31 protein-coding genes are annotated in these 25,192 nt (G+C 60.4%); 19 read left to right on the plus strand and 12 right to left on the minus strand.

Features of this window, described 5'->3' with window-relative positions:
• Positions 1-189: 189 nt before the first annotated feature.
• From BM225_RS13520 to BM225_RS13530, 3 genes are all read left to right on the plus strand, one after another.
• A complete protein-coding gene (locus tag BM225_RS13520; RefSeq protein ID WP_072705013.1) occupies positions 190-1,311 on the plus strand; it encodes an aminodeoxychorismate synthase component I in 1,122 nt (373 codons plus the stop codon).
• Positions 1,266-1,910, plus strand: coding sequence for an aminotransferase class IV family protein (locus BM225_RS13525; protein WP_072705016.1), 645 nt, complete (start codon positions 1,266-1,268; stop codon positions 1,908-1,910). The genes BM225_RS13520 and BM225_RS13525 overlap by 46 nt, the downstream gene beginning before the upstream one ends.
• 63 nt (positions 1,911-1,973) lie before the next feature.
• Positions 1,974-2,654 (plus strand): FAD-binding oxidoreductase, encoded by a 681-nt coding sequence (locus BM225_RS13530; protein ID WP_072705019.1) that lies wholly within the window; start codon positions 1,974-1,976, stop codon positions 2,652-2,654.
• A 125-nt stretch (positions 2,655-2,779) separates the two neighbouring features.
• On the opposite strand, the gene BM225_RS13535 is transcribed toward BM225_RS13530, so the two are convergent.
• Entirely contained in the window at positions 2,780-3,163 is a 384-nt protein-coding gene (locus tag BM225_RS13535; RefSeq protein ID WP_072705023.1) for a hypothetical protein, read from the minus strand.
• A 327-nt stretch (positions 3,164-3,490) separates the two neighbouring features.
• Here BM225_RS13535 and BM225_RS13540 point away from each other — a divergent pair, with 327 nt between their 5' ends.
• From BM225_RS13540 to BM225_RS13555, 4 genes are all read left to right on the plus strand, one after another.
• Complete coding sequence (locus BM225_RS13540; RefSeq protein WP_072705026.1) at positions 3,491-4,045, plus strand: GNAT family N-acetyltransferase; 555 nt, start codon at positions 3,491-3,493, stop codon at positions 4,043-4,045.
• Between the two features lie 112 nt (positions 4,046-4,157).
• Positions 4,158-5,939 (plus strand): aspartate--tRNA ligase, encoded by a 1,782-nt coding sequence (gene aspS, locus BM225_RS13545; protein WP_072705029.1) that lies wholly within the window; start codon positions 4,158-4,160, stop codon positions 5,937-5,939.
• A gap of 114 nt (positions 5,940-6,053) precedes the next feature.
• Positions 6,054-7,445 (plus strand): DUF1800 domain-containing protein, encoded by a 1,392-nt coding sequence (locus tag BM225_RS13550; RefSeq protein ID WP_072705033.1) that lies wholly within the window; start codon positions 6,054-6,056, stop codon positions 7,443-7,445.
• Positions 7,446-7,449: 4 nt separating this feature from the next.
• Entirely contained in the window at positions 7,450-8,673 is a 1,224-nt protein-coding gene (locus tag BM225_RS13555; RefSeq protein WP_072705036.1) for a DUF1501 domain-containing protein, read from the plus strand.
• Here BM225_RS13555 and BM225_RS13560 read toward each other — a convergent pair whose 3' ends face one another.
• Positions 8,674-9,396, minus strand: a complete 723-nt coding sequence (locus tag BM225_RS13560; RefSeq protein ID WP_072705039.1) for a response regulator — start codon at positions 9,394-9,396, stop codon at positions 8,674-8,676.
• Between the two features lie 149 nt (positions 9,397-9,545).
• Here BM225_RS13560 and mce point away from each other — a divergent pair, with 149 nt between their 5' ends.
• On the plus strand, positions 9,546-9,950 hold the full coding sequence (mce, locus tag BM225_RS13565; protein ID WP_072705042.1) for a methylmalonyl-CoA epimerase: 405 nt from the start codon (positions 9,546-9,548) through the stop codon (positions 9,948-9,950).
• Positions 9,950-10,243 (plus strand): DUF1467 family protein, encoded by a 294-nt coding sequence (locus tag BM225_RS13570; protein ID WP_072705045.1) that lies wholly within the window; start codon positions 9,950-9,952, stop codon positions 10,241-10,243. The genes mce and BM225_RS13570 overlap by 1 nt, the downstream gene beginning before the upstream one ends.
• Before the next feature lie 15 nt (positions 10,244-10,258).
• Here the strand turns inward: BM225_RS13570 and BM225_RS13575 are convergent, their stop codons facing one another.
• Genes BM225_RS13575 through BM225_RS13585 form a run of 3 tightly spaced genes read right to left on the minus strand, consistent with a single transcriptional unit; the run spans position 10,259 to position 12,690 of the window.
• Complete coding sequence (locus BM225_RS13575) at positions 10,259-10,951, minus strand: EI24 domain-containing protein (protein WP_072705048.1); 693 nt, start codon at positions 10,949-10,951, stop codon at positions 10,259-10,261.
• Positions 10,948-11,526 carry a nitroreductase family protein gene (locus BM225_RS13580; RefSeq protein ID WP_072705051.1) on the minus strand — a complete coding sequence of 193 codons (579 nt, stop codon included), beginning with the start codon at positions 11,524-11,526 and terminating at the stop codon, positions 10,948-10,950. Before BM225_RS13580 ends, BM225_RS13575 begins: the two co-directional genes overlap by 4 nt.
• A gap of 51 nt (positions 11,527-11,577) precedes the next feature.
• The gene (locus tag BM225_RS13585; protein ID WP_072705054.1) at positions 11,578-12,690 is read right to left on the minus strand and encodes a class II histone deacetylase; all 1,113 of its coding nucleotides are present in this window, start codon (positions 12,688-12,690) and stop codon (positions 11,578-11,580) included.
• Between the two features lie 65 nt (positions 12,691-12,755).
• On the opposite strand from BM225_RS13585, the gene BM225_RS13590 reads away from it, so the two are divergent.
• Entirely contained in the window at positions 12,756-13,010 is a 255-nt protein-coding gene (locus BM225_RS13590) for a DUF167 domain-containing protein (protein WP_072705056.1), read from the plus strand.
• Here the strand turns inward: BM225_RS13590 and BM225_RS13595 are convergent, their stop codons facing one another.
• Positions 13,011-13,250 (minus strand): hypothetical protein, encoded by a 240-nt coding sequence (locus BM225_RS13595; protein ID WP_072705059.1) that lies wholly within the window; start codon positions 13,248-13,250, stop codon positions 13,011-13,013.
• A 77-nt stretch (positions 13,251-13,327) separates the two neighbouring features.
• Here BM225_RS13595 and BM225_RS21615 point away from each other — a divergent pair, with 77 nt between their 5' ends.
• From BM225_RS21615 to BM225_RS13610, 4 genes are all read left to right on the plus strand, one after another.
• On the plus strand, positions 13,328-13,543 hold the full coding sequence (locus BM225_RS21615) for a hypothetical protein (protein ID WP_143095391.1): 216 nt from the start codon (positions 13,328-13,330) through the stop codon (positions 13,541-13,543).
• A 16-nt stretch (positions 13,544-13,559) separates the two neighbouring features.
• Entirely contained in the window at positions 13,560-14,261 is a 702-nt protein-coding gene (locus tag BM225_RS13600) for a M48 family metallopeptidase (protein ID WP_245780495.1), read from the plus strand.
• A gap of 69 nt (positions 14,262-14,330) precedes the next feature.
• Positions 14,331-14,585 (plus strand): DUF6455 family protein, encoded by a 255-nt coding sequence (locus BM225_RS13605; protein ID WP_072705065.1) that lies wholly within the window; start codon positions 14,331-14,333, stop codon positions 14,583-14,585.
• Between the two features lie 33 nt (positions 14,586-14,618).
• Complete coding sequence (locus tag BM225_RS13610; protein WP_072705068.1) at positions 14,619-14,984, plus strand: YigZ family protein; 366 nt, start codon at positions 14,619-14,621, stop codon at positions 14,982-14,984.
• Between the two features lie 50 nt (positions 14,985-15,034).
• On the opposite strand, the gene BM225_RS13615 is transcribed toward BM225_RS13610, so the two are convergent.
• The 3 genes from BM225_RS13615 to BM225_RS13625 form a co-directional block, all read right to left on the minus strand.
• On the minus strand, positions 15,035-15,622 hold the full coding sequence (locus BM225_RS13615) for a hypothetical protein (protein WP_072705071.1): 588 nt from the start codon (positions 15,620-15,622) through the stop codon (positions 15,035-15,037).
• A gap of 332 nt (positions 15,623-15,954) precedes the next feature.
• Positions 15,955-17,331, minus strand: a complete 1,377-nt coding sequence (rimO, locus tag BM225_RS13620) for a 30S ribosomal protein S12 methylthiotransferase RimO (protein WP_072705074.1) — start codon at positions 17,329-17,331, stop codon at positions 15,955-15,957.
• 143 nt (positions 17,332-17,474) lie between these two features.
• On the minus strand, positions 17,475-18,068 hold the full coding sequence (locus BM225_RS13625; protein WP_072705077.1) for a GcrA family cell cycle regulator: 594 nt from the start codon (positions 18,066-18,068) through the stop codon (positions 17,475-17,477).
• Between the two features lie 125 nt (positions 18,069-18,193).
• Here BM225_RS13625 and BM225_RS13630 point away from each other — a divergent pair, with 125 nt between their 5' ends.
• The 4 genes from BM225_RS13630 (at position 18,194) to gndA (ending at position 22,932) form a co-directional block, all read left to right on the plus strand.
• Positions 18,194-18,997, plus strand: coding sequence for an ABC transporter permease (locus BM225_RS13630; protein ID WP_072705080.1), 804 nt, complete (start codon positions 18,194-18,196; stop codon positions 18,995-18,997).
• A 225-nt stretch (positions 18,998-19,222) separates the two neighbouring features.
• Complete coding sequence (locus tag BM225_RS13635) at positions 19,223-20,401, plus strand: aspartate aminotransferase family protein (RefSeq protein WP_072705083.1); 1,179 nt, start codon at positions 19,223-19,225, stop codon at positions 20,399-20,401.
• A 92-nt stretch (positions 20,402-20,493) separates the two neighbouring features.
• The gene (gene argF, locus BM225_RS13640) at positions 20,494-21,420 is read left to right on the plus strand and encodes an ornithine carbamoyltransferase (RefSeq protein WP_072705086.1); all 927 of its coding nucleotides are present in this window, start codon (positions 20,494-20,496) and stop codon (positions 21,418-21,420) included.
• Positions 21,421-21,516: 96 nt separating this feature from the next.
• The gene (gndA, locus tag BM225_RS13645; RefSeq protein WP_092464807.1) at positions 21,517-22,932 is read left to right on the plus strand and encodes an NADP-dependent phosphogluconate dehydrogenase; all 1,416 of its coding nucleotides are present in this window, start codon (positions 21,517-21,519) and stop codon (positions 22,930-22,932) included.
• Positions 22,933-23,038: 106 nt separating this feature from the next.
• On the opposite strand, the gene BM225_RS13650 is transcribed toward gndA, so the two are convergent.
• Positions 23,039-23,407 (minus strand): hypothetical protein, encoded by a 369-nt coding sequence (locus BM225_RS13650; RefSeq protein WP_072705091.1) that lies wholly within the window; start codon positions 23,405-23,407, stop codon positions 23,039-23,041.
• 92 nt (positions 23,408-23,499) lie between these two features.
• On the opposite strand from BM225_RS13650, the gene BM225_RS13655 reads away from it, so the two are divergent.
• On the plus strand, positions 23,500-24,276 hold the full coding sequence (locus BM225_RS13655) for an alpha/beta fold hydrolase (protein WP_072705388.1): 777 nt from the start codon (positions 23,500-23,502) through the stop codon (positions 24,274-24,276).
• Here the strand turns inward: BM225_RS13655 and BM225_RS13660 are convergent.
• Positions 24,261-24,446, minus strand: a complete 186-nt coding sequence (locus tag BM225_RS13660; RefSeq protein ID WP_072705094.1) for a CTP synthetase — start codon at positions 24,444-24,446, stop codon at positions 24,261-24,263. The two genes, BM225_RS13655 and BM225_RS13660, sit on opposite strands and share 16 nt — an antisense overlap.
• Before the next feature lie 76 nt (positions 24,447-24,522).
• Entirely contained in the window at positions 24,523-25,032 is a 510-nt protein-coding gene (locus BM225_RS13665; RefSeq protein ID WP_072705097.1) for a PhnA domain-containing protein, read from the minus strand.
• Positions 25,033-25,192: the final 160 nt, after the last annotated feature.

The raw sequence follows: 25,192 nt of genomic DNA on the forward strand, positions 1-25,192 counted from the left end.
TTATAGACATCGGCGACCCATCTGCAAGGGGGGATAGGGCCTAAGATGCGCCTCGGTAAAGAGCACATGGCGTAGCAGCCGCAGTTATCCGGAAAAAGGACGGAAAAAATCCCGCAGGGGGCGTTTTCTTTTCTGTCCTTGCGCGTGTAATCCCCTAAGTCCCGCCTACGGATGGCACAGGAGACCGTTTTGGAGATTCGTTTCGATCATGGCCCCATGGGTGAGGGTACCTGTTTTCAGGGCGCGCGCCGCGTGATCGAGGCGTGGTCGGCGGATCAGGTGGCTTCGGCTCTGGCTTCGGTGGATGACGCTCTGGCGGGCGGCGCTTGGGTTGCTGGGTATGCCAGCTATGAGCTCGGCTATGCTTTGGAGCCGCGGCTGATGCCCTTGATGCCAGAGGGGCGGCGTGTGCCGCTGTTGCGATTTGGCGTGTATGACGCGCCTGTGGTGCGCGATTTGTCGGGCGGTGCTGCGGAATTGTCCGATGTGGCCCCTGTGTGGTCGGCGGACCGGTACGAGGATGCGTTCGACCGTTTGCACGCCTATATCGGGGCAGGCGACATTTATCAGGTGAACCTGACCTTTCCGATGACCGCGCGCTGTTCGGGATCGCCCGAGGCGCTGTACGAGGGCCTGTCGCGGGTGCAGCCGGTGAAGCATGGGGCTTTGGTCCTGCAGGACGGGTTGCCTGCGATGCTGTCCCGCAGTCCCGAGCTGTTCTTCCGCACCTCTGCGGATGGCGTGATCGAGACCCGCCCGATGAAGGGCACCCAGCCCCGTAGCGATGACCCCGCCGAGGATGCGCGCCGCAAGGCGTGGTTGGCGCAGGATGAAAAGAACCGTGCCGAGAACCTGATGATCGTGGACTTGCTGCGCAATGACGTGAGCCGCGTGGCTGTGCCCGGTTCGGTCAAAGTGCCCGAGCTGTTCCATGTCGAGAGTTACGCGACCGTGCACCAAATGACATCGCTGGTGCGGGCACAGCTGGCCAAAGGTGTCGGCTTTGCCGAGATCATGACCGCGCTGTTCCCCTGTGGATCGATCACCGGCGCGCCCAAGGTCCGCGCGATGGAGATCATTCACGAACTCGAGCACGGTCCCCGCGACATCTATTGCGGGTCGATCGGCTGGATGGCCCCTGACGGGCGGTCCGAGTTCAACGTGGCGATCCGGACCTTGCTGGTGGACGGCGCGGATGTGACCTTGAATGTGGGGGGCGGGGTCGTTTGGGACTCCACCGCCGACAGCGAATACGAGGAAGCCCTATGGAAAGCCCGCTACGCCCGCCTGCCGACCAAGGTTTCCGCCTGATCGAAACCATGCTCTGGACGCCCGAAGGGGGCTTCCAGCGCGGGGATGTTCACCGCAAACGTCTGGCCTTTGCCGCGCGGCGGCTGGGAATTGCGCCCGTCGGGGCCGAGGCGGCGCTGGCTGCGTTCACAGCTGACGGGCCGCAGCGCGTGCGCCTGACCGTTAACGCAGAGGGCATGCCAGAGATCACCCATGCGCCCTATTCGCCCCTGCCAGAGGGGACGGTGTGGCGACTGGCCGTGGCCGAGACGCGGCTGGATGCCGATGACCCGTGGCTGGGCGTGAAGACCACCCAGAGACAGCTTTATGACCGCGACCGCGCCGCGATGCCTGCGGATGTGGACGAGTTGATCTATCTGAACGGCGCGGGCCATGTGTGCGAGGGGACGATCACCAATGTCTTTGCCGATCTGGGGCAGGGGCTGGTGACGCCGCCCATCTCGGACGGGCTGCTGCCCGGTGTGCTGCGGTCCAGTCTGATTTGCGCAGGCAAGGTGCGTATCCAGCATCTGACGCTGGATGATCTGCTGAATGCGGGGGAGATTTACGTCGGAAACTCGCTGCGCGGTCTGATAACGTCTGTTTTACAAGGCGCCTAGGGAACGCGAGCGGGGCCCAGTGCGTTGCCTTTCCAACGAGATCTAGGAAAGGAATTGCGAGTTATGGGTACGATCCTGACATTGGAAAAGAACGAAGAAGTCACGCATGACACCCGTCATCTGGTGTTCACCCGTCCCGAAGATTTCGACATCGAGCCCGGTCAGGCCGTGGACCTGACGCTGATGCGTGACGGCTGGCGCGACGAGGCGCGTCCCTTCACGCCCGTGATGACCGAGGATGCCTCGAAGATCGAATTTGTGATCAAGACCTATCCCGAGCATGATGGCGTGACCGATCAAATCCGCTCGCTCAAAGCAGGCGAGCAGGTCGAGATTTCGGACCCGTGGGGCGCGATCCACGACGAAGGCCCCGGCACCTTTATTGCGGGCGGCGCGGGCATTACGCCCTTTATCGCGATCATGCGCCAGCGCGTGCAGGACAAAGGCACCATGGGCGGGGCGACGCTGATCTTTTCGAACAAGACCGAGGACGACATCATCCTGCGCGAAGAGTTTGAAGAGATGCCCGGCCTGAAGACGATTTTTGTCCTGACCGAGCAAGGCACTTTGCCTCATGGGATGTATGGCGGCGCGATCAACAAGGACTTCTTGTATGACTACGCGAACCCCAAGTGCGCGCCCTTTTACCTGTGCGGCCCCGACGAGATGGTCGACGAGTTGGAAGAGACTCTGAAAAATCTGGGCGTGCCGGAGAAGGCGATCATCCGCGAAGATTTCTCCTAAGGCTTATTCGGACTGCAACAGATTGGGGCCCTGCGGGGCCCTTTTTTGTGGGCGCAATTGTTTGGACAAAAAGAAGCCCTCTGGCTTGGCGGCCAGAGGGTTTGAATGTCGCAAGGGGCGGCGGGTTATGCCGCGCGGGGGCGCTCCGCGTTTTCGGTAATGGCGTCGATCTGGCGCATCAGGGTGCGCAGGGGGATGCCGTCGGTGACTTCGGATGCATAGAGCGCAGGCAGGGTGGCCAGCGGGCCGGTGATCGGACGGTCGCAGATGACCAGAGCGATCTCTGCCGCGTCGCTGTCAGAGGTTTTGTAGGCACGCAATTGACGAGCAGACGAGAAATAAAGCTGCACCGGCGCCTCTAGCCGGTCAGAGACCAGCTCTAGCACATGTGCGGGCAGCGGCGGTTGCCCGTCGGCGCCTGCGATGATCGCGATGGCGCGGGGCTGCGACTGGGCGCGGGCCGGTTCGATGAAATTCTCGGTGGTCTTCTGAAAGTTCGTATGAAGCATGTCGATAACCTGGGTCTGATGCCAAAACAGCGGCGAAACTCTAGAGGAATATGTAAGTCAGACTTTGTCCTGTTTTGGCGGCGGTCGGTGCCGCTGGTGAAAAGCATCACGCGCAAAATTGGGGCTGCGCGCTCGATTATATCGTGGTCTGGGAATATAACGCAGAGACCCCGCCGTAAGTTTCAGTCACCTTGACGTGAGGTTTCTGTGACAAAGACGAGAGTTGAATTGGTTCTGTAGGCTGCCGGAAATTTGGATATGGCGATAGGACCAATCGGCTGCTAGAGCCTGCTTGCGTTTCCATGTGCGAGAGAAAGGGCCCTGATCATGCGGGATTTTGCAACAGATGTGGTGTTGACCGACGGGGTTCTGGAATTGCGCCCGCTGCGGTCAAGTGATCGTGAGGGATTGTACGCGGCGGCCTCTGATCCCGCGACCTGGGCGCAGCATCCGGCCAAGGGGCGGGCAGAGCGGGCCGTGTTCGACCCGTATTTCGACTTTTTGCTGGGGGCAGGGGGCACACTGGTCGCGATAGAGGTCGCGACGGGTACGATCTTGGGCTGTTCGCGGTTCTACGATGTGCCGGACCAGCCAGAGGGGATCGCGATCGGGTTCACCTTTTTGGGGTGCGCGTACTGGGGCGGGGCGTGGAACCGCCGGATGAAGGCGCTGATGGTTGGCCATGTGCTGCAAAGCCGCCCCGAGGTCTGGCTGCACATTGCGCCGGACAACATCCGGTCGCAGATCGCCAGCGGGCGGGTCGGGGCGGTGCATCAGTACGATGCTGATCTGGATATGGGGCAAGGTCCGGTGCCCTATAAATGCTATACGATCACAGCCCAGAGTTGGGCTAACGCCACGCGAACCCCGATCGAGGCGTGAAACAAGGCCGCCAAAGGGGCGCTTGGGGCCCGAAATTGGCGGCTTCTCTTGACTTCTGGGGCGTGGGCATGTGTATCGGCGTCAACTTGATACCACCCGTCCGGAGAGCCTGATGCACACCTATCGCAGCCACACCTGCGCTGACCTGAACAAAGACAACGTTGGTGAAACCGTCCGCCTGTCGGGCTGGGTGCACCGTGTCCGCGACCACGGCGGCATTCTGTTTATCGACCTGCGCGACCACTTTGGCGTGACTCAGGTTCTGTGCGACCCCGACAGCCCCGTTTTCGCAGAGGTCGAGAAGGTCCGCAGCGAATGGTGTATCCGCATCGACGGCACCGTAAAGGCGCGCGACGAAGGTCTGGTGAACCCCAAGATTCCGACGGGCGAAGTCGAAGTCTTTGTCCGTGATATCGAAGTTCTGGGCAAATCCGACGAACTGCCCCTGATGGTGTTCGGTGATCAGGAATACCCCGAGGAAACTCGCCTGCGCTACCGCTATCTGGACCTGCGCCGCGAGAAGCTGCAGCGCAACATGACCATGCGCTCTGATGTGGTGTCCTCGATCCGTCGCCGCATGTGGGACAAGGGCTTCCGCGAGTACCAGACGCCGATCATCACCGCATCTTCGCCTGAAGGCGCGCGTGACTTCCTCGTGCCTTCGCGTCTGCACCCCGGCAAGTTCTACGCGCTGCCGCAGGCCCCTCAGCAGTTCAAGCAGCTGATCATGGTGTCGGGCTTTGACAAGTATTTCCAGATCGCGCCCTGTTTCCGCGACGAGGATCCCCGCGCAGACCGTTCGCCCACCGACTTCTACCAGCTCGACATGGAAATGTCGTTCGTCACCCAGCAGGATGTGTTCGACACCATCTCGCCCGTGATCGCTGGCGTGTTCGAAGAGTTCGGCGGCGGCAAGAAAGTGGACGCCCCCGCCGAGTGGGCGCAGATCAGCTATCGTGACGCGGCCCTGTGGTACGGCACCGACAAGCCCGACCTGCGCAACCCGATCAAGATGCAGGTTGTGTCCGAGCATTTTGCCGGTTCCGGTTTCGCGATCTTTGCCAAGCTGCTGGAGCAGGACGGCACCGAAATCCGCGCAATCCCCGCACCCACCGGCGGCAGCCGCAAGTTCTGTGACCGCATGAACGCATTCGCCCAGAAAGAGGGTCTGCCCGGCATGGGCTATATCTTCTGGCGCGAGGGTGCGGACGGTATGGAAGCCGCAGGTCCCTTGGCGAAAAACATTGGCCCCGAGCGCACCGAAGCGATCCGCCAGCAGCTGGGTCTGGGCGTCGGCGATGCGGCGTTCTTCCTTGGCGGCAAGCCCGCGTCGTTTCAGCGTGTGGCAGGCAAAGCGCGCGATGTGATCGGCGAAGAGCTGAACCTGACCGACAAGGACCGTTTCGCGTTCGCGTGGATCGTGGACTTCCCGATCTACGAGCAGGACGAAGAGACCGGCAAGATCGATTTTGAGCACAACCCGTTCTCGATGCCGCAGGGCGGTATGGACGCGCTGAATGGCGATCCGCTGAAGGTTCTGGGCTTCCAGTACGATCTGGCATGTAACGGCTACGAGCTGGTGTCGGGCGCGATCCGGAACCACAAGCCCGAGATCATGTACAAAGCGTTCGAAATCGCAGGTTACGGTGCGGACGAGGTGAACAAGCGTTTCGGTGGTATGGTTAACGCGTTCAAATACGGCGCACCGCCCCACGGTGGCTGTGCTGCGGGTATCGACCGTATTGTGATGTTGCTGGCCGAAGAGCAGAACATCCGCGAGGTCATCATGTTCCCGATGAACCAGCGTGCCGAAGATCTGATGATGGATGCACCGTCGGAGCCCACCGCAGAGCAGCTGATGGAGCTGAACCTGCGCGTTATTCCGCAAGAGTAAGCCGACCTCGGCACTATTGTGCCGAATTTGGAAACGTTCACGAGGCAGTGCGATGCGAATCGCGCTGCCTTTGTTCATTGTTGGAACAGTGAGTCCACTGCTTCGAGGTTCTGCATGGTGTTCGACCCTGCCTTGGCTGACATCCGTTTCGGAACGGGCGTGTCGCCCCGCTTTGCGCGCCCAACCGGCGTTGAGGATATGTTGCGCCGCCTAACCGGTCCCGACCGTATGGCCGAGGCATATCCCGTGCCGCGCTTTGACGGCGAAGCTGGCGAGGATATTCGCGAATTTCACCGCTTGTTGCAGGCCCGCAAAAAGGTACGCGGCACGGAGGCCGAGACTCCCGCGCGCCGTCAACTCAGCAAGCACCGCAAGAAGCTGCGCGCCGCCGAAATGCAGAGCGCCCGTCATATCCTGCTGCGCGGGATCATGTCCGAGGATGGTTTTCGCGAGCGGCTGGTGTGGTTCTGGACCGACCACTTCGCCACGGGGCCGCGCAGCCAATTGCATCGTGCGAGCATGGCATCCTATGTCGAAGATGCGATCCGGCCCCATGTGGCGGGGCGCTTTGCCGATATGCTGTGGGCGGCCGAAACCCATCCGATCATGCAGGTCTATCTGGACCAGCAAAAGAATTATGGCCCGAACAGCGCCGCCGCGCAGAAATCCAAGCGCAAGATCGGCCTGAACGAAAACCTTGGCCGTGAAATGCTGGAGCTTCACACACTGGGCGTGGGCGGCGGGTATACGCAGGCGGATGTGACCGCGCTGGCGGGGCTGCTGACGGGGCTGAAGGTCGAAAAGAACACCCGCGCGGTGTTCAAACCAAATGCGGCGGAGCCGGGGCCGTTCATGATCCTTGGCCAGTATTGGGGCGGGGCACCGGGGGATCGCGAGCGCGAACTGCGGGAGTTTGTCGAGGCGCTGTCCGTGAACCCCGTGACCCTGCGCCATCTGGCTTACAAGCTGGCGGTTTATTTCGTGGCGGATGCGCCGGACGAAGGCTTGGTCGAACATGTGGCCGCAGCGATGGTTGGGGCGAACGGTGATCTGGTGGCAGGCTACCGCGCAATGCTAGAGCATCCGGCCGCTTGGTCGCCGGCGCCGTCGAACGTAAAGCCGCCGATTGATTTCATGGTCTCGGCCTGCCGCGCACTGGATATTCATCCGGCGATGCTGGAGCGGATGAATGACAGCAACACCAAGGCGCGGTTCCTCGTGCCGATGTCCTTGATGGGGCAGCCTTGGTTCGATCCGAACGGACCTGATGGCTTGCCCGAGGCGGACTATCGCTGGGTCAGCCCCCAAGGTTTGGCCGAGCGCATCCAGTGGTCGATGACTGCGCCCCAAGCGCTGACGACCAAGCTGCCGGACCCGCGCAGTTTCGTCGAGACCGCACTGGCGGGACGAGCGCCCGAGCCAGTGAAATTTGCAGCCAAAGCAGCAGAAACCGATTGGGAAGGCATTGGGCTCATCCTGTCCTCACCCGCGTTCCAGAGGAGATAAGGCGATGAAAAGACGTGATTTCCTGATCCGGTCCACGCTGCTGGGCTGTTCTGCGGCGGCCTCGCCTTTCATGACGCCGGTGGCCTTGGCCTCGGCCCCGTGGGATGCGCGGCTGGTGGTGATTATTCTACGCGGCGCGATGGATGGTCTGGATATGGTGCGGCCCTATGGCGACCCCGATTATGCGGGCCTGCGCGGCGGGTTGACGGGCGGAGGTGTAGGCGAAGCCGACTTGGATGGCTTTTATGCTCTGCACCCGTCGATGGAGCCGTTGCGCCCGTTGTGGCAGCAGGGGGCCTTGGGCTTTGCCCATGCGGTCAGCACGCCCTATCGCGATCAGCGCAGCCACTTTGACGGTCAGGACCTGCTGGAGGCGGGGACCGTGGGGCTGGACACAGGCCGGTCGCGGGACGGCTGGCTGAACCGGCTGCTGCAGAGCGTGCCGGGGGTGAGTGGCGAGACGTCCTTTGCCTTGGGGCGTGACCAGATGCTGCTGATGCGGGGCGATGCGCCGGTGAGTACGTGGGCGCCCGAGTCGGATCTGAACCTGAGCCCGCAGGCACGGCTCTTGCTGGAGATGGTCAGCCATGATGATCCGCTGTTCAGCGGGGCAGTGACGGATGCAGTGCAGATTGCGGAAAGTTTGGGGCTGATTGACGTGCCCGAAACCGCGCTGGACGCGCAGGACATGGTGACCCAGCGGATGAAGGATAACCGCAAGCAGGCGGCCAACGGGCATATGCTGCTGGCTGATTTCGCTGCCGCGCGTCTGAAAGAAGAAGCGCGAATTGCGGCCTTTTCGTTGAATGGCTGGGACACGCACAAAGGGCAGAAGAACGCGATCAACCGTGCGGGCACGCAGTTGGCCGAGGTGATCGGCGGTCTGCATGACAACCTGGGTCCCGAGATTTGGGGCAAAACGGTTGTGCTGGCGATGACAGAATTCGGGCGGACCGCGCGGCTGAATGGCTCTGCCGGAACCGACCACGGGACGGGCAGCGCGATGGTGATGGCTGGCGGTGCCCTGCGGGGTGGTCAGGTTTGGGCCGATTGGCCGGGGCTTGGGGAGGCTGACCTGTATGCCAAGCGCGACCTGATGCCGACCCGCGATGTGCGCGCCCATGCGGCGTGGACGCTGCGGTCGCTGTTCGGAATCGAACAGAGTGTGCTCGAGACCAAGGTGTTCCCCGGTCTCGACATGGGCGGTGATCCGCGGCTGGTGCTGTAATCAGGCGACAGCCAGCGCATTCATCCGCTGTTGCAGGAGGGCGGCCAGATTGGCGCGCGCTGGGGCCGCGGGTTGGCCGCCTTGGATCGCTTGGGACAGCGACTCGACCGCATCCATCACTGGTGTGTCATCGGCGCTGATCGCGACACCTCGTAGGAATTGCAACGCATACCCGAGCTTGGAGCAAGTTTGGTCGCGGTCCTCGTCCAGCATGTGCACCACATGGCTGAGGTCATCGTAATAGGCCAAGCGGTCGGGGTTGATCCGCTCTTCGTTGATCATGCGCGGTCCTGTGGGGTGCCGGTTCACGGGCAGGAAGGACAGAATCGTCTCCTGAAACACTGACAGAGATTGCAGTGGTTTGGGGATAAAGGCATTGGCACCGGCTTGGAGCGCTGGGGCCTCGAGCCCTTGGTCGCCGGAAATCGCGATCAGGACGGGTGGGCGCATGGCGGTGTCTGTCAATTCTGCGATCAGATCGCAGCCGTTTCCATCGGGCAGGCCCAAGTCCACCATCAGGCAGTCAGGGCGATAGATGCTGAGGTGGCGGCGGGCCGAGCGCAGGGAATCAGCGCGGCGGATGCGCGCACCAGAGCGCATACACATCAGGCGCAGTGCCTCGCAGGTAAAGCGGCTGTCCTCGACCAGTAGCAGGCTGAGGCCGGTCAGGGGACGCGCAGGGGTGGGGCGGGTCATTCGGTAGGTCAGGTCATCGTCGTTCATCGGGCTTCTCCTCGACTCGGGCGGGTCTGGGTCAGAATACCGAGCGCATGGATAACGCATGGTTAATGGCCTGCGACCTTGGCGGCGCTTGCAATGTGCTGCGCTGCGGCGCGATAACTACCCGCGACCCAACAGGAGGAGACGACAGTATGATCGGACGTTTGAACCACGTCGCTATTGCAGTGCCAGATTTGCAGGCCGCCGCAGACCAGTACCGGAATGCCTTGGGGGCCAAGGTTGGCGCCCCCCAAGACGAGCCCGACCACGGGGTGACCGTGATCTTTATCGAATTGCCGAACACCAAGATCGAACTACTCTACCCGCTGGGCGACGATAGCCCGATCAACGGCTTCTTGGAAAAGAACCCCTCTGGCGGCATCCACCATGTCTGTTATGAGGTGGACGATATTATCGCAGCCCGCGATCACCTGAAAGAAACCGGCGCACGGGTTCTGGGTTCTGGCGAGCCCAAGATCGGCGCCCACGGCAAACCCGTCCTGTTCTTGCACCCCAAGGACTTTAACGGCTGCCTCGTGGAATTGGAGCAAGTCTGATGACAATCACCGCCGCCATCGTTCTATACGCGGTTTGCTGGTTCATGACCCTGTTTGTCGTTCTGCCGTTGAATTTGCGGACCCAAGGCGACGAAGGCGAGGTCGTGCCCGGAACGCCGGCTGGCGCCCCTGCGGACTTTCGGCCCAAACGCGTGGCTCTGATCACGACGATCTGGGGCACGTCGATTTGGGCGATTTTGGCTGCGGTGATTATCTTTGGCGGGCTGTCGATCCGAGATCTGGATCCGTGGAAGAGCGTGCGCCCGCAGCCGATCCTGACAGATCAGCAATAAAGCGGTCTGCCGCGGTTAGCGCGGCAGACGATGATACAGGTGGGTGAACATCGCGCAGCCCACCACGGGCACCAGCAGGTTCACCAGCGGGATCGACAGGGGCAGGGCCATCAGCCCGCCTGCGATCCACAGGGTCAGCGCATTACGGCGACGCTGCTTTTTGACGCCCGCGCGGTCGGTGCGGCGGATCGCGACCATCTGGAAATATTCCCGCGCAAGCAAGAAGCCGTTCAGCGCCCAGAAGATCAGCGGCGCAAAGGGCGCAAAGATCAGATAGAGCACCAGCGCCAGCAGGTTCGCGACCACGATCACCCCGAGAAAGCGGAACGAGTCGGTGATATTGGTCGCCAGCGAGATGCGCTTGGCGGCGGGTAGGCCGGTGTAGTGCTTGTCCTCGACCGCGTCAGCGACGTCATCCAGAAAAATGCCGGTCATGGCCGAGGCTACGGGGACCATCAGGAATGTCGAGAGCAGCAGCATCAACGGGATCGAGCCCCATGACACGACGTTGTCGACCCAAGTGACTTCGCCAATGAACGGCAGGGTCACAGAGTCCCCCAGCAGCCAGCCGACGATCCACATGACGATGGCATAGATGCCCGCCAAGAGCGCGATCGCGAGGCCGATCCCCTTGAGAAGGACCGACCGGAAGCGGGGATCGCTGAGCTGTGCGAGGCTCAGCGACAGGGCCTTGAGGATCTGGGTCATTCAGCGACCCAAGTGGTGATCTGGTCCAGATCGGGGCGCGGGCGATCCGGTGTGGCAGCCGACGGGGTGCCAAGGTGGATGATGCCAGCCACGGTCTCGTCTGCGGTTAGGCCAAAGACCTCTTCGCGGAACTGTTTGTCATGGCTGAACCAGTTCGACACCCAGTTCGCGCCAAAGCCCATGGCCATCGCAGCGTTAACCAGCGACAGGCAGACAGCGCCGGCGGAGTAGGTCTGCTCGATCGCGGGGACCTTTTCGCTTTCTTTGGTGTTCTGCACCACAACGACGGCGAGGGGGCTATTGCCGTAGACGCCGACGGGCTTGTCGATCTTGGCCTGCTCGATCCCAAGTTCGGGGCCACGCTTCGCGATGGCTTGGGCCACACGCTCCAGCGCGGGCTTTTCCAGTACGACAAAGCGCCAAGGCTCCAGCTTGCCATGGTCGGGGCTGCGGGCAGCGGCGGTCAGAATGGTGGTCAGTTCTTCGCGCGTGGGCGCGGGAGCCTTGAGCGCGGGAATGGGCGTGCTGCGGCGCGACAGCAGGAAATCGAGGGCGGCTTGGTTCTTTTCGGTCATGTTAACGTCCTAAACTTGTCAGGGTCTATGTCGGCAAGGTCGCGCAGCAGTTCAACCCTGAGGCAGCACATGCGCGGCGATATCGTTGATTTCCGCCTCGACCATGGCGTCATGACGAGGGCCGGGCTGGCGTGCGTCATAAGTTTCGCCCAAGGGGTCGGGAACGGTGATTGTGCTGCCTGACATCTCCTCTAGGACCGCGTGGCCGCAGAAGGGGACGTAAAATTCCGAGTAGCCCCCCTCGTGTGCCATCACGAGACGGCCTTCGCAATGCTCTTCGGTGGCTTCCATCAGGCTGCGAGTCATCTGGCGATAGGTCTCGGCGGTGCACATCATGCGGGACAAGGGGTCCACGATGGCCGCGTCAAACCCGCAGGCGACAATGATCACGTCGGGGCGGAAGTCGTCCAGCGCGGGGCGAACAATCTGTTCAAAGGCATAGAGGTACCCATGATGGCCAGTGCCGGGGGGCAGGGGGATGTTGATGTTGAACCCTTCGCCGGGGCCAGCGCCGCGATCGGTATAGGCGCCGGTGTCCTCGGGGTAGTTGCGGTCCTGATGCAGGCTGATGGTCAGCACGTCAGGGCGGTCGTAAAAGATCGCCTCGGTTCCGTTACCGTGGTGCACATCCCAGTCGATGATGGCCACGCGGCCCGCCAGCCCTTCGGCCATGGCGCATTCCGCGGCGATGGCCACGTTGGCAAGGATGCAGAACCCGTTGGGATGGTCGGGCAGAGCGTGGTGGCCCGGCGGGCGGGACAGAGCATAGGCATTGGCGGTCTGGCCAGTCAGGACCGAGAACAGCGCCCCTTTGACGAGTCCCGCGCTTTGGGCGCAAATCTCAAAGCCGCCGGGGCCAAAGGGGGCCTGATCGCCGATTTCTCCGCCACCGCTGTCGGACAGGCGTTTGAATTCTTGTAGGAAATGTTCGGGGTGGACTTGCCGCATGTCAGACCATGTGACCGGATCGGCACCGGACATCCGCAGCTCTTTGGAGAGGCCAGAGCGGTCGATCAGGTTTTTCAGGCGGCGCTTGGTTTCAGGTGCTTCGGGCAGACCACCAGCGACAAGCGGTTGTACCCAGCCGCCGACCGGATGAGTAAAGGCATAGTGCCCGCCCCCGTGCCAGAAACATGCTTCGTCCCAGAAAAATCCTGTCGCCATCGGTCTAACCCCTGAAAATTTCGGTCAGACTAGGCGGGGGCGCTGCAGAGTGCTAGAGGGCAAATATGGCTGATCCCGACCTGACCCATCTGGCCCAAGTAGGCACCGAAATCCCTGTGCGTGTGACGCCCAAGGCATCCCGCAACGCGATCAAATCCGAGGATGGCGCGTTGCGAGTCTATGTGATCACCGTGCCGGAAGACGGCAAGGCGAATGCCGCTGTGGTGAAGCTGCTCTCCAAAGCGGTTGGCGTACCTAAATCTCGGCTGGAGCTGGTAAGGGGGCATACCAGCCGCGACAAGGTCTTTCGCGTCCTGTGATCAGGCCTCGGCCCGGCGCAACGTATAGACCCCTTCGGGTAGGTCGAGCGCGGCACCAAGGTCGCGCAGTTGGCTCAGGCTAAAGGTGACTTTCATCACCTGATCGGTTCGCTGGTCATATTGTTCTAGTGTGACGCAATCCTCGAAGGCGTTGATGGTTACGTCCTCGGCCAGGGGGGAGGGGCCCTCGTCGACCAAGGTTACAACAGTCGCGTCAAACTCGTGCTCAATCGAAAACATGAAGCAATGCTATCCAGCATGTGGCAGCAATCAAGCCTTCCATGACATTTAGATGAACAGTTCTTGGGCAGAACAGGATGCAAATTGATGCAATCCTGCTTAAGTCTTTGGCAGAACGAGGAAAATTCACCTTTGCAAAAGCGCATAAGCGCGATGCTGCGGCTGCGATGCAACTATCTGCCTTAAAGATGAATTTTACGTTAATTTTCCATTCGTGCGGAAATCTACCTAGAAGTATCGGTAAGATTAAACGCACTGGAACAAACGCTTCGGCCACGCCATTCTTTCACTGACATGAGACATTTTATTTTGATTGCTGCACTGGCCCTGTTGGCTGGATGCGCTGTACCAATGGCCCAGATGCCGCCCCCCGCGAGCGGCGTCTCGACCGTGAGCCCCGAAATTTCGGCCCGTGCCGATCTGGTCGCCAACCGATTCGTTCGGGTGGTGAATCAGGTCGAACCCGTAGCGGAATCGATCTGCCGCGAGGAAACAGAGCGTTTGCTCTGTGATTTTCACATCATGGTCGATGCTGATCCCGATGCGCCTGCGAACGCCTATCAGACGCAGGATCGATGGGGTCGTCCAATCATCATCTTTACCGTGGCGCTGATTGCCGATGCCCAGAACGAAGATGAGCTGGCTTTTGTGCTGGGACACGAAGCGTCGCACCACTTGCTGGGGCACATCAAGAAAAGCTCCGAAGGGGCCAAGGCCGGTGCTGTGATCTTTGGAAATCTGGCCAGTGCCAGTGGGTTGCAAGATCAAGCGCTGGAAGAGGCGGTCAATCTGGGCGCGATGGTCGGGTCCCGCTATTATGCGAAACGTTATGAGCTAGAGGCTGACCGCTTGGGCACGCTGATCACTGTCGAGGCGGGGTACAATCCCATCCGTGGTGCGCAGTTCTTTACCCGCATTCCCGACCCTGGTGACCGGTTCTTGGGGTCGCACCCGCCGAATGCTCAGCGCCTTCAGGTTGTGCGGGAAACCGCTGCGGCTGTGGGTTATTGATCTGTGTCAACGTAGGCAGGGGCAACTAATGGTGCACTTCGGTTAAACCACATAGACCGGAGGCCCAAAATGTCTGTTTCTGAACGCTACGACCACCACGCCAAACTGGTTGCCAATATGGCTGATACGTTGGGTGTAGACCTACTGGAGCGCATGCAGCGCGGTGAACTGGATGGTGAAGATCTGCGCCAGATGGTTCACAAGTGCACCGGATGCACCAGCCCCTGCGACTGTGCGAATTGGCTGGATGCGAATGCCCAAGGTTCCGAAGTCGCGCCAAGCTACTGCCGGAACGCTGACACCTTTGAGCAGATGAAGGGCTAGGGTTTCGGTGCCCTGCCTGCTAAAGGCAAGGGTATGAACAAACTGGAAAATGTTGTCTCTGATCGCGGGTCGAAATACGCGGTCACGGGTGGGCCTGCCCGCAACAAGGCCGAAGCCGACGCGCTGCTCAAGGAGCTGAAGCGCGACAAGAAGTACGCGAAGGCGACCCACAACACGTGGGCGCTTTTGCCGTCTGACGGCGAACCTCTGAAAAACGATGATGGCGAGAGCGGCGCAGGCATGGTGATTCTGCGGATGCTTGAGCGTGACGACATTCGCGACACGGTGATCGTGGTGACGCGCTGGTATGGTGGCAAGCATCTAGGCGGCGACAGGTTCCGCCATGTCCAGACCTGCGTGCGCGCATGGATCGACACCTATGCGGGCACTACCGGATAAGGGCGACCCGGTGTGGGCCGGATCGCCAGAGTGCAGGCTTGCGTTGCAGCTTACGCCAGCTTGCGTTTCTTCCGGCGGGAGGCGAGGCCCCCCAGCAACATCAGTCCGGCCGCAGCCATGGGCAGCGCAGCGGGGACAGGGATGGGGGCCAGATCGCCTTCGCCAAAGATCAGAGCTTTGGCTTTGCCCATGGCATCGTCGACCGCGTCGATGTAGAACGCAAAGCTATCGCTCGGCGAGACGGTGAATTCGTAGAACCCGGTCTGTGCGTTGTCGTCGATGTTGCTGGTCAGCTGAATCTCGGTGCCATTCAGGATCAGGCCGAATGGATCCCACGAGGGACCGTCGACATCATAGCTGTTGTAGATCCATGTGGTCGAAAACTTCACGATCCCTTCGAAACCTGTAAAGGTCAGCGAGGTGACTTTGCTTTCACCGGTGTTCGAGTTGGACCCCATCAGCTTATAATAGAAGTCGAAGGCAGGCATGGTGTTGGTCTTGTCGATAAAGGTACCATTGCCGCCGCCATCGTCAAAAGTACCGGTTGAGCCGTAGGGGCCGTCGAAATCAACGGTGGCCGCCTGCGCGCCGGTTGCCAGAAGTAGGCACATTCCAGCAGCACTCAGAAACTTTAGCATAATTAAATCCTCAAATTGGAACGCCCCGTACATTTCAGGACCAATTTATTGTGCCATCAATTCCCGTCACGTCTTTACGGAATTTAAAGATTTTACGAAAAATTATCTGGCCGGCGTTCTCTCGGTATTTGGGATGAATTCACGTGTTTGAAAAGAAACAGGAAATCTTCCAACTTTTGAGCAAAAGTATGATCTCTGTTTGAAGTTATGTTTGTCTCCATTATGGCAACAGTCGGGCGTTTCTATCATTTACGCAGAAACTAACGGGTAAAATGAAAAAACGGCACCGAAGCGCCGCCTTTCCGTGATTCACCGATGGGGGTAAGTGCCTCTCAGACAGAGAGTTTTCCCCACAGATCGTAGTCACCGGCCTCGTCGACCTCGACTTTGACGATGTCTCCAACTGACAGATCGCCTGTGCCTTCGTCGATGAAGAGGTTGCCATCGATTTCAGGTGCATCCGCCCAAGTGCGGCAGGATGCGATGCCATCTTCGTCGATATCGTCAACAATCGCTTCCAGCGTTTTTCCAACCTTGGCCGCCAGCTTGGCCTCGGAAATGGCCTGCGCTTTTTCCATGAATCGCTCCCAACGGTCCTGTTTGATTTCGTCCGGCACGTGGTCAGGCAATTCGTTCGAGCGGGCGCCATCCACGTTCTCGTACTGGAAGCAGCCGACGCGATCCAATTGTGCTTCGTCTAACCAATCCAGCAGCGTTTGGAACTCTGCTTCGGTTTCGCCGGGGTAGCCGACGATAAAGGTCGAGCGCAAAGTGATGTCGGGGCATACGTCGCGCCATGCGTTGATCTCGTCCAGCGTTTTGGCGGCTGCGGCAGGGCGCGCCATCCGCTTCAGCGTGTCGGGATGCGCGTGCTGGAAGGGGATATCCAGATAGGGCAGGATCAGCCTCTCTGCCATCAGAGGGATCAGGTTGCGCACATGGGGGTATGGGTAGACGTAGTGCAGTCGGACCCACGCACCCAAGGACCCCAGATCGCGCGCCAGATCAGTGATGTGGGCGCGGTGGCCGCGCTCCTCAGCGTGTTTGATATCGACACCATAGGCGCTGGTGTCTTGGCTGATCACCAACAGTTCCTTGACGCCATTCTCGACCAGCTTTTCCGCCTCGCGGACGATGGCATGAGCAGGTCGGCTGACCAGACGGCCGCGCATGTCGGGGATGATGCAGAATTTGCACTTGTGGTTACAGCCCTCGGAAATCTTGAGGTAGCTGTAGTGGCGCGGGGTCAGGCTGACGCCGCTAGCGGGCAGTAGGTCGATGAACGGATCGGGGCTCGGGGGCACCGCGCCGTGCACAGCGTCCAGTACCTGCTCGTATTGGTGGGGGCCGGTGACGGCCAAAACTTTGGGGTGGTGGCCTGTGATATACTCTGGCTCTGCCCCCAGACAGCCAGTCACGATCACACGGCCGTTTTCGTTCAACGCCTCGCCGATGGCCTCAAGCGACTCCGCCTTGGCCGAGTCAAGAAACCCGCAGGTGTTCACAATCACCGCATCTGCACCTGAATAGTCAGGGCTGATCGCATAGCCTTCGGCCCGCAAGCGGGTCAGAATACGTTCGCTGTCCACCAGCGCTTTGGGGCAGCCCAAGGACACCATGCCGATGGTCGGCTGGCCGGGGCGGGCCTCGTCGCGGATCTGCGCGCGGGGGGCGATGTCAGGTCGCAGGTTCGGGGGGTTCTGGCTCATGGTCGGTCCACCGGCTAGCGGCCACAAGGCATCATGACCTTGCAACCAAAAACGACGAAAGGGGCCTGATCCAGCCCCCTGCTTCTTTTTGCTCTAAATACTCATTAACACGTCGCCACCCACAGGGCACCTACGCGCGATGATCAGCGGCGACGGTCCCGCTTGTTGTTCACGGGCTGGAACGCCACGCCGACGTGAGCCTCGCAGTAGGGTTTGCCCTGCTGCACGGGGTGGCCGCAGAACCAGAAGTCCGGGGTCGCCGGATCGCCCACGGGCCATTTGCAGGTCCGCTCGGTCAGCTCCATCAGCGACAGCTTCTTCGCCTTCTTCTCGACTTCGCTCACCTTGGCCAGAGCCTCGGCGGGAATCTCGTTGGCCGAAGGCTGCGGGGGCAGGGGCTGACCAGCAGGGATGATCGCCTTACGGGCAGGGGTGGTCACCGGTACAGGGCGCGGCTCGGGCGCAGGCGCAGCGGCCGCAGGGGCGGGCTCGGGCTTGGGCGCGGGTTTGGGCTTGGCTTCCGCCTTGGGCTTGGGCGCTGGTTTGGGCTCTGCAGCCGCCGCAGGTGCCGACGCGGCAGAGGCGCCTGCGTTGCGGTTCGACAGACCCAGACGGTGCACTTTGCCGATCACCGCGTTACGGGTCACGCCACCAAGCTCCTTGGCGATCTGGCTTGCCGATTGGCCTTCGCCCCACATCTTTTTCAGAAGCTCAACGCGTTCGTCGGTCCAGGACATACAGCTTTCCTTGATGGTCACAGGCGTCCGGAGGGGGACTGCCTTATAGAATTTGATCGAGGCCCTATTCTAATCATCCCGTGGCGCGTTACAAGGCACGCAAAGCATTCAAGGGAATTCGGACGATGTCACACATGAACGATATGGGCGAAAGACGCTTCGGGCGCGTGAATTGGCTGGGCCTGATGACGCTCGCCGAACGGGAATGTCGCCGCTTTCTTGCGGTCTGGAACCAGACGCTGGCTGCACCGATTGTCACCGCAGGCCTATTTCTAACGATTTTCGCGATTGCAATCGGCCCAACCCGCGGCGACGTGATGGGCGTACCCTTTGTGAACTTCATCGCTCCGGGCATCCTGATGATGACCGTGATCCAGAACGCCTTTGCGAATGTATCGTCCTCGATCGTCAGTGCAAAAGTCCAAGGAAACATCGTCGACACCCTGATGCCGCCCCTGTCGGCAGGCGAGATGGTGCTGGGATATTTGGCCGGAGGCATCGTGCGCGGCGTGCTGGTGGCTATCGTGATCGCCCTAGCGATTCTCTTGTTCCTCGGCACTGGCCTCAAACACCCGTTCGTCGCGCTGGCATTCATCATCGTTGGCTCGGCCTTCATGGGCGGTTTGGGTATGGTCGCGGCGGTCTATGCGCAGAAGTTTGATCAAATTGCCGCGATCACAAACTTCGTCGTCACGCCGCTCGCCTTCCTGTCGGGCACCTTCTACTCGGTCGAGGCGATGCCCGTCGGCCTCTACCAGATCACCCACCTCAATCCGATTTTCTACTTCATCGATGGGGTGCGCTGGTCCGTCCTTGGGGTGTCGGACAGCAGCCCGGTCTTTGGATTCTGCTTCGGCCTGATCGCGGCGATCGCGGTAAACATGCTGGCATGGTGGATGTTCCGCACAGGCTACCGCCTCAAGGCCTAAGCGAATCTTCTTTATTTTTGCCCTGCGTCACGCTATGCGCAGGGCATGATGACCCAACAGTTCATACCTGCTGCAACAGCCCTACGACGCCGACGCGCCTTTTTCGCGTAACGACAGCTGTCATCTTGTGCTTTTTTCGCACGCCTCTTTTTACAAAATACCCGTAATCGTTGACTTGAGCGGCCTCTCAGGCCACCAAAGCCTTCATCCACAAGGAAGAATGCCATGATCCCTTCGGTTCTGCCCACTTACAATCGTGCTCCGCTATCCTTCGTCAAAGGCGAAGGCAGCTGGTTGATCGAGGCTGATGGCCGACGTTTTCTCGACCTCGGTGCGGGGATCGCGGTAAACGCCCTTGGCCACGCCAACCCGGCCCTGACCGAGGCGCTGACCACCCAAGCCCAGAACCTGTGGCATGTGTCGAACCTCTACCAAATCCCGCAGCAGCAACAGCTGGCGGACAAGCTGGTCGATGCCACCTTTGCCGACACCGTGTTTTTCACCAACTCGGGTACCGAAAGCTGCGAGTTGGCGGTCAAGATGGCGCGCAAGTACTGGCACGACAAAGGCCAGCCGGAACGGCATGTGATCATAACTTTCGACGGCAGCTTCCATGGCCGGTCCTCGGCCGGTATCGCCGCCGCTGGCAGCGAGAAGATGACCAAAGGCTTCGCGCCCTTGCTGCCCGGTTTCCGTCATCTGCCCTTTGGGGATCACGACGCGATCAAAGAGGCAATGAAGCAGCCCGATGTGGCCGGGATCCTGATTGAGCCTGTGCAGGGCGAGGGCGGTATCCGTCCGCTGCCCGATGTCTGCCTCAAGGGCATCCGCGCGCTGTGCGACGAAACCGGCGCTCTGATGATGCTGGACGAAGTGCAGTGCGGCGTCTCGCGGACCGGCAAACTCTTTGCCCATGAATGGGCCGGCGTGAGCCCTGACATCATGATGGTCGCCAAAGGCATCGGCGGCGGCTTCCCCCTTGGCGCTGTCCTCGCAACCGAAGACGCCGCCAGCGGCATGACCGCAGGTACCCATGGCTCGACCTATGGCGGCAACCCACTGGGCTGCGCTGTGGGCAACAAGGTCATGGAGATCGTCAGCGATCCCGCCTTCCTCGAGGATGTGAACCGCAAGGCAGGCCTGCTGCGGCAGGGGCTGGAGTCCCTCGTTGCGCGCTTCCCCGATGTGTTCGAGTCCGTCCGCGGCCTTGGTCTCATGCTGGGCATCAAATGCAAGGTCACCAACGTCGACGTGGTCAAAGCCGCCTACGACGCGGGCCTGCTGACCGTGCCCGCAGGTGACAATGTTGTGCGCCTGCTGCCTGCCCTGAACATCCCTGACGAAGACATTGCCGAAGCTCTCAACCGCTTTGAGAAGGTCGCAACCGAAGTGCAACCTTCCTGACTTCATCTTTGTGAAAATACTCCGGGGGAGTCCGCGATACGCGGACGGGGGCAGCGCCCCCCTGGACCTCGGCCCCAAAGAAAGACACCGACATGAACCATTTCCTCGACATCCATAAAACGGATCAAGCCGACCTTCATAACATGATCGACCTCGCGGCGCGTATGAAAGCGGACCGCGCGGGCCTGCCCAAAGGTCGCCTGGACGCGGACAATGCGCTGGATGGCCGTATGGTCGCTCTGATCTTTGAAAAGCCTTCGACCCGCACACGCGTTAGCTTTGACGTCGGTATTCGTCAGATGGGTGGTCAGACGATGCTTCTGTCGGGCAAGGATATGCAGCTAGGCCACGGGGAAACCATCGCGGACACCGCGCGGGTTTTGTCGCGCTATGTCGATGCGATCATGATTCGGACCTTTGACGAATCGGTTCTGCTGGAACTGGCAGAGTACTCGGACGTACCCGTGATCAACGGCCTGACTGACCGCACGCACCCCTGCCAGATCATGGCGGACCTTCTGACCTATCAAGAGCACCGCGGTGATATCGCGGGCAAGAAAGTGGTCTGGTCCGGCGACGGCAACAACGTCTGCGCGTCCTTCCTGCATGCGGCTGGACAGTTCGGTTTCGACTTCACCTTTACCGGCCCCGAAAAGCTCGACCCCGAGGCAGAGTTCATTGGCTATGCCCGCTCCAAAGGTGTTCAGGTGTCGATTGAGCGGGATCCGTTCAAGGCGGTCGAAGGTGCCGATTTGGTTGTGACAGACACATGGGTGTCCATGCACGATAGCCAATCGACCAAAGAACGCAGGCATAATCTGCTGCGCCCCTATCAGGTCAATGACGATCTTATGGCGGCCGCCAAAGACGACGCTCTGTTCATGCACTGCCTGCCCGCACACCGCGGCGAAGAAGTGACCAGCAGCGTCATGGACGGTCCCCAAAGCGTGATTTTCGACGAGGCGGAAAACCGTCTGCATGCGCAGAAAGCTGTCGTGCGCTGGTGCCTCGGGCTCTGATCCTCTGCGCGCCTGCACAGGCCATCTTCACTTAAAACCGCTTGATGTTCGCGCTAACACCGTTAGATATCACACCAGTTATGATAGGAGTGATTAATGGCTGAGGCACAGAAGATCGGTTTGATCGGCTTGGGAACCATGGGCAGCGCGCTGGCGCTGAACCTGGCGGAAAAAGGCGCGCATGTCGTTGTCCAGAACCGGACCCACGCACGCGTTCCCGAATTCATCTCCGAGGCTGGTGATCTGGCCTCGAACCTAGAGGGTGCAGGCGATCTGGCCGATCTGGTCGCACGTCTGCCCCAGCCGCGGTTCATCATTCTGATGACCCCCGCAGGCGGCCCCACCGACGCTATGATCGAAGACCTGAAGCCGTTGCTGGCGCAAGGTGACACGCTGATCGACGCGGGCAACTCCGACTTCCACGACACCCGTCGCCGCACTGCGGACATGGAAGCTGCTGGCTTCAAGTTCCTTGGTATGGGCGTATCGGGCGGCGAAGAGGGGGCACGCCACGGTCCCAGCATCATGGTTGGCGGCACCGAAGACGCCTATGCGCCCGTCAAAGACATCATCGAAGCAATCTCGGCCAAGTTCGAAGGCGCTCCTTGCGCTGCACATCTGGGCCCCGATGGTGCGGGCCACTTTGTGAAAACCGTGCACAACGGCATCGAATACGCTGACATGCAGATGATCGCCGAAGTCTACGGTCTGCTGCGGGACGCTGGCTGGGATGCAGCCAAAATCGGCGGACTGTTTGGCGATTGGGGCAAAGGTGATCTGGGTTCCTACTTGGTCGAAGTTACCGAAGCTGTTCTCACAGCCACCGACCCCGAGAGTGGCGCGGCAATGGTCGATGTCATCGCGGACAAAGCGGGCCAAAAAGGCACAGGCCGTTGGACAGTGATCGAAGCTCTGAAGCTTGGCCAATCCGCCAGCACTATCGAAGCGGCCGTCGCGGCGCGCTCTTGGTCGGCAGAGCCCGAGGTCCGCAATGCAGGTGAGGCAGCTCTGGTCCCTGCTGGCACCGAGGCTGTGACCGTCGAGCCCGAAGACTTGAAGAACGCGTTCCTTGCGGCCCGGATTCTGGCCTACGCGCAGGGCTTCCGTGTCCTGCAGGCCGCATCGGACACCTATGAGTGGGATCTGGACATGGCCCGCGTCGCCGAGGTCTGGCGCGCAGGCTGTATCATCCGCAGTGTCCTCCTGGACGAGATCAGCAGCGCCCATCGCGCAGGTCTGCCGAGCGGTCAGCTTTATTTGGCGGATGGTCTGCTGCAGAAAGTCACCGGCGGACTGCCCGCCCTGCGCCGTGTTGTGGCCGCTGCCGCCATTTCGGGTCAGCCCGCTCCAGCATTGGCAAGCGCTCTGTCGTTCATCGACACCATGCGTCACGGACGTGGCACCACGAACTTGATCCAAGCCCAGCGTGACTATTTTGGCGCTCACGGGTTCGAGCGCGTGGATAGCGACGAAACCGGTCTGCACGGTCCTTGGGCTGGCCACGGAATGTAATTCTGGGTCTGGGGGCGCTGCTCCCGCGCCTGTTGCAGGCAGACTCCCCCAGAGTTTTACAAAGACAACGATTATGCCGCCTTGGTTTTCAGGGCGGCATTTTTCGTCAGATGAGCCCGCGCGAGAGTACGACGAGCAGGTAGATCGCGAGTATGACGATGAGGTTCATCGCGATGCCGCGCAGGATTTGGATGCGTTTGTTCCTGCGGTCTGGGGCGGTGCCGCGGCCAATATACTTCTTCAGAAGAGCCACATTTTGCGCAGCATTCTCTGTATCCACTTGTAGCGCAAGTTTCGGATGGCCCGCGAGGCGGCTTGCTTCGGCGAGTTCAGTCGCGGCGCGTTTGGCTTTGCGTGGCAGCTTACGACCCGCTTTGGCGGCTTGGACATCAAGCGAACGGCCCTTGATCCCAAGGCGGGATTGCATCTGGCTGGACAGATCAGCCTCGAGTGTCACGATTTCGCGCGGGTCCATGGGTCATCCTTCTCGCCATCCGTGGCGTAAGATGGTTTATCAGGGGATGAGACTGACTGGAATGCAACCGAGCTTTGGATATTTACACAAAGATGTTGAATTTTGACACGTATGGCGCGGGCGAGCCGTCCCTGATGATCGTTCATGGCCTGTATGGCTCTGCACGGAATTGGGGGGTGATTTCGCGCCGCCTGTCCGAAGACCGCAGGGTGATTGCCGTGGATCAGCGGAACCATGGAGAGAGCCCTTGGTACGACGCGCATACCTATCACGATATGGCGCAGGATTTGGCACAGGTGATCGAGGCAGAGATGCCCGACGGCGCCATCGTCCTTGGGCACTCTATGGGGGGCAAAGCTGCAATGGTTTTGGCCCTGACACGACCAGAGTTGGCTAAGGGGCTGGTGGTCGCAGATATTGCGCCGGTGACGTATACCCACTCGCAGATCCAGTTTGTCGAGGCGATGCAAGCGTTGGACCTGTCGCAGGTGAGCACGCGTGGGGACGCGAACCGGTTGATGCAAGAGACGGTGCCCGATGATGGTGTTCGGGCATTTCTTCTGCAGTCTTTGGACGTCAAGGAACGGCGGTGGCGTCTGAATCTGGATGTGCTGGCCAAAGAGATGGCGACAGTAACGGGCTGGCCAGAAGCAGAGATGCAGGGGCGCACCTATGCGGGGCCTGCGGTGTTTATCTCTGGCGCGAACAGCGACTATGTCAGTCCAGAGGGTCGTGATGCGGCCAAGGCCCATTTCCCCACAGCGAAATTTTTCAAGATTCCAGGTGCAGGCCATTGGCTGCACGCTGAGAAGCCACGCGAATTCGAAGCCGCCGTGAAAACGTGGATTGACGCTCAGGCGTTCTCGTAAATCTGCTTGGCGATAAACCAACTGATGGGCAGCGCCGCAACAAAGCCGACGGCTGAGGCGATCAGGATCGGGACCAACGTGTCATAGCCCATCACGAGAACGACCACGATAAACGTGCCCATCAGGGTGGTGGAGATCAGAGAAAACAGGGTTGTGGCTAGTCGGAACATCATGGCCTCCTCGGGCAATTGCGCGTCACCCGAGGATATTTATATGCATTATTCAGAATGTGATCTTTGATCTGGATCAGCGTTTCTTCACATACTTGGTCAAGATGACGATCCGCTGGCCCTCGACGCGGCCCTCAATGTGCTCTGCATTGTCTTGAACCAGTGAAATACGGGGGACAGAAGTGCCGCGCTTGGCCGTGAAGCCGCCACCTTTGACGGGCAGATCCTTGATCAATACGACCGTGTCGCCAGCGGCCAATTGCACGCCGTTTGAGTCGCGATGGATGGTTTCCTTGATCTCGTTCTCAACCCAAGCGCGCCGCTCTTCATCCAGCCAAACCTGATCGCTCAGATCGCGGGCCCAGTCATGGTCTGACAGGCGCTCCAGCAGACGTACTGCCAGAACCTGAGTGGCTGCATCCTCGGACCACATGGCCGAACCAAGGCAGCGCCAATGATCAGGCTCGGTCGTCTCGGCGATTTGAGCCGCACAGACATCGCAAATTTCGGTTGTGGCGCCTTCGGGACCTCCTGTGACGGCGTAGGCAGAGGTCGAGGTTTCGGCGGAACACAGGGCGCAGGGCATCGGCAAACTTTCAGGTTGGGTCTCGTTGCCCTCCCTTAGGCCAAGAGGCGCAGGTCGAAAACATACATCTCACCCGCGTCTTTCATCTTTGCCCAAATACTCCGGGGGAGTCCGCGGCAAGCGGACGGGGGCAGCGCCCCCCAAATCCCGCCCAAAGAAA

The sequence above is a fragment of the Donghicola eburneus genome (assembly GCF_900115865.1).
GTDB lineage: Bacteria > Pseudomonadota > Alphaproteobacteria > Rhodobacterales > Rhodobacteraceae > Donghicola > Donghicola eburneus.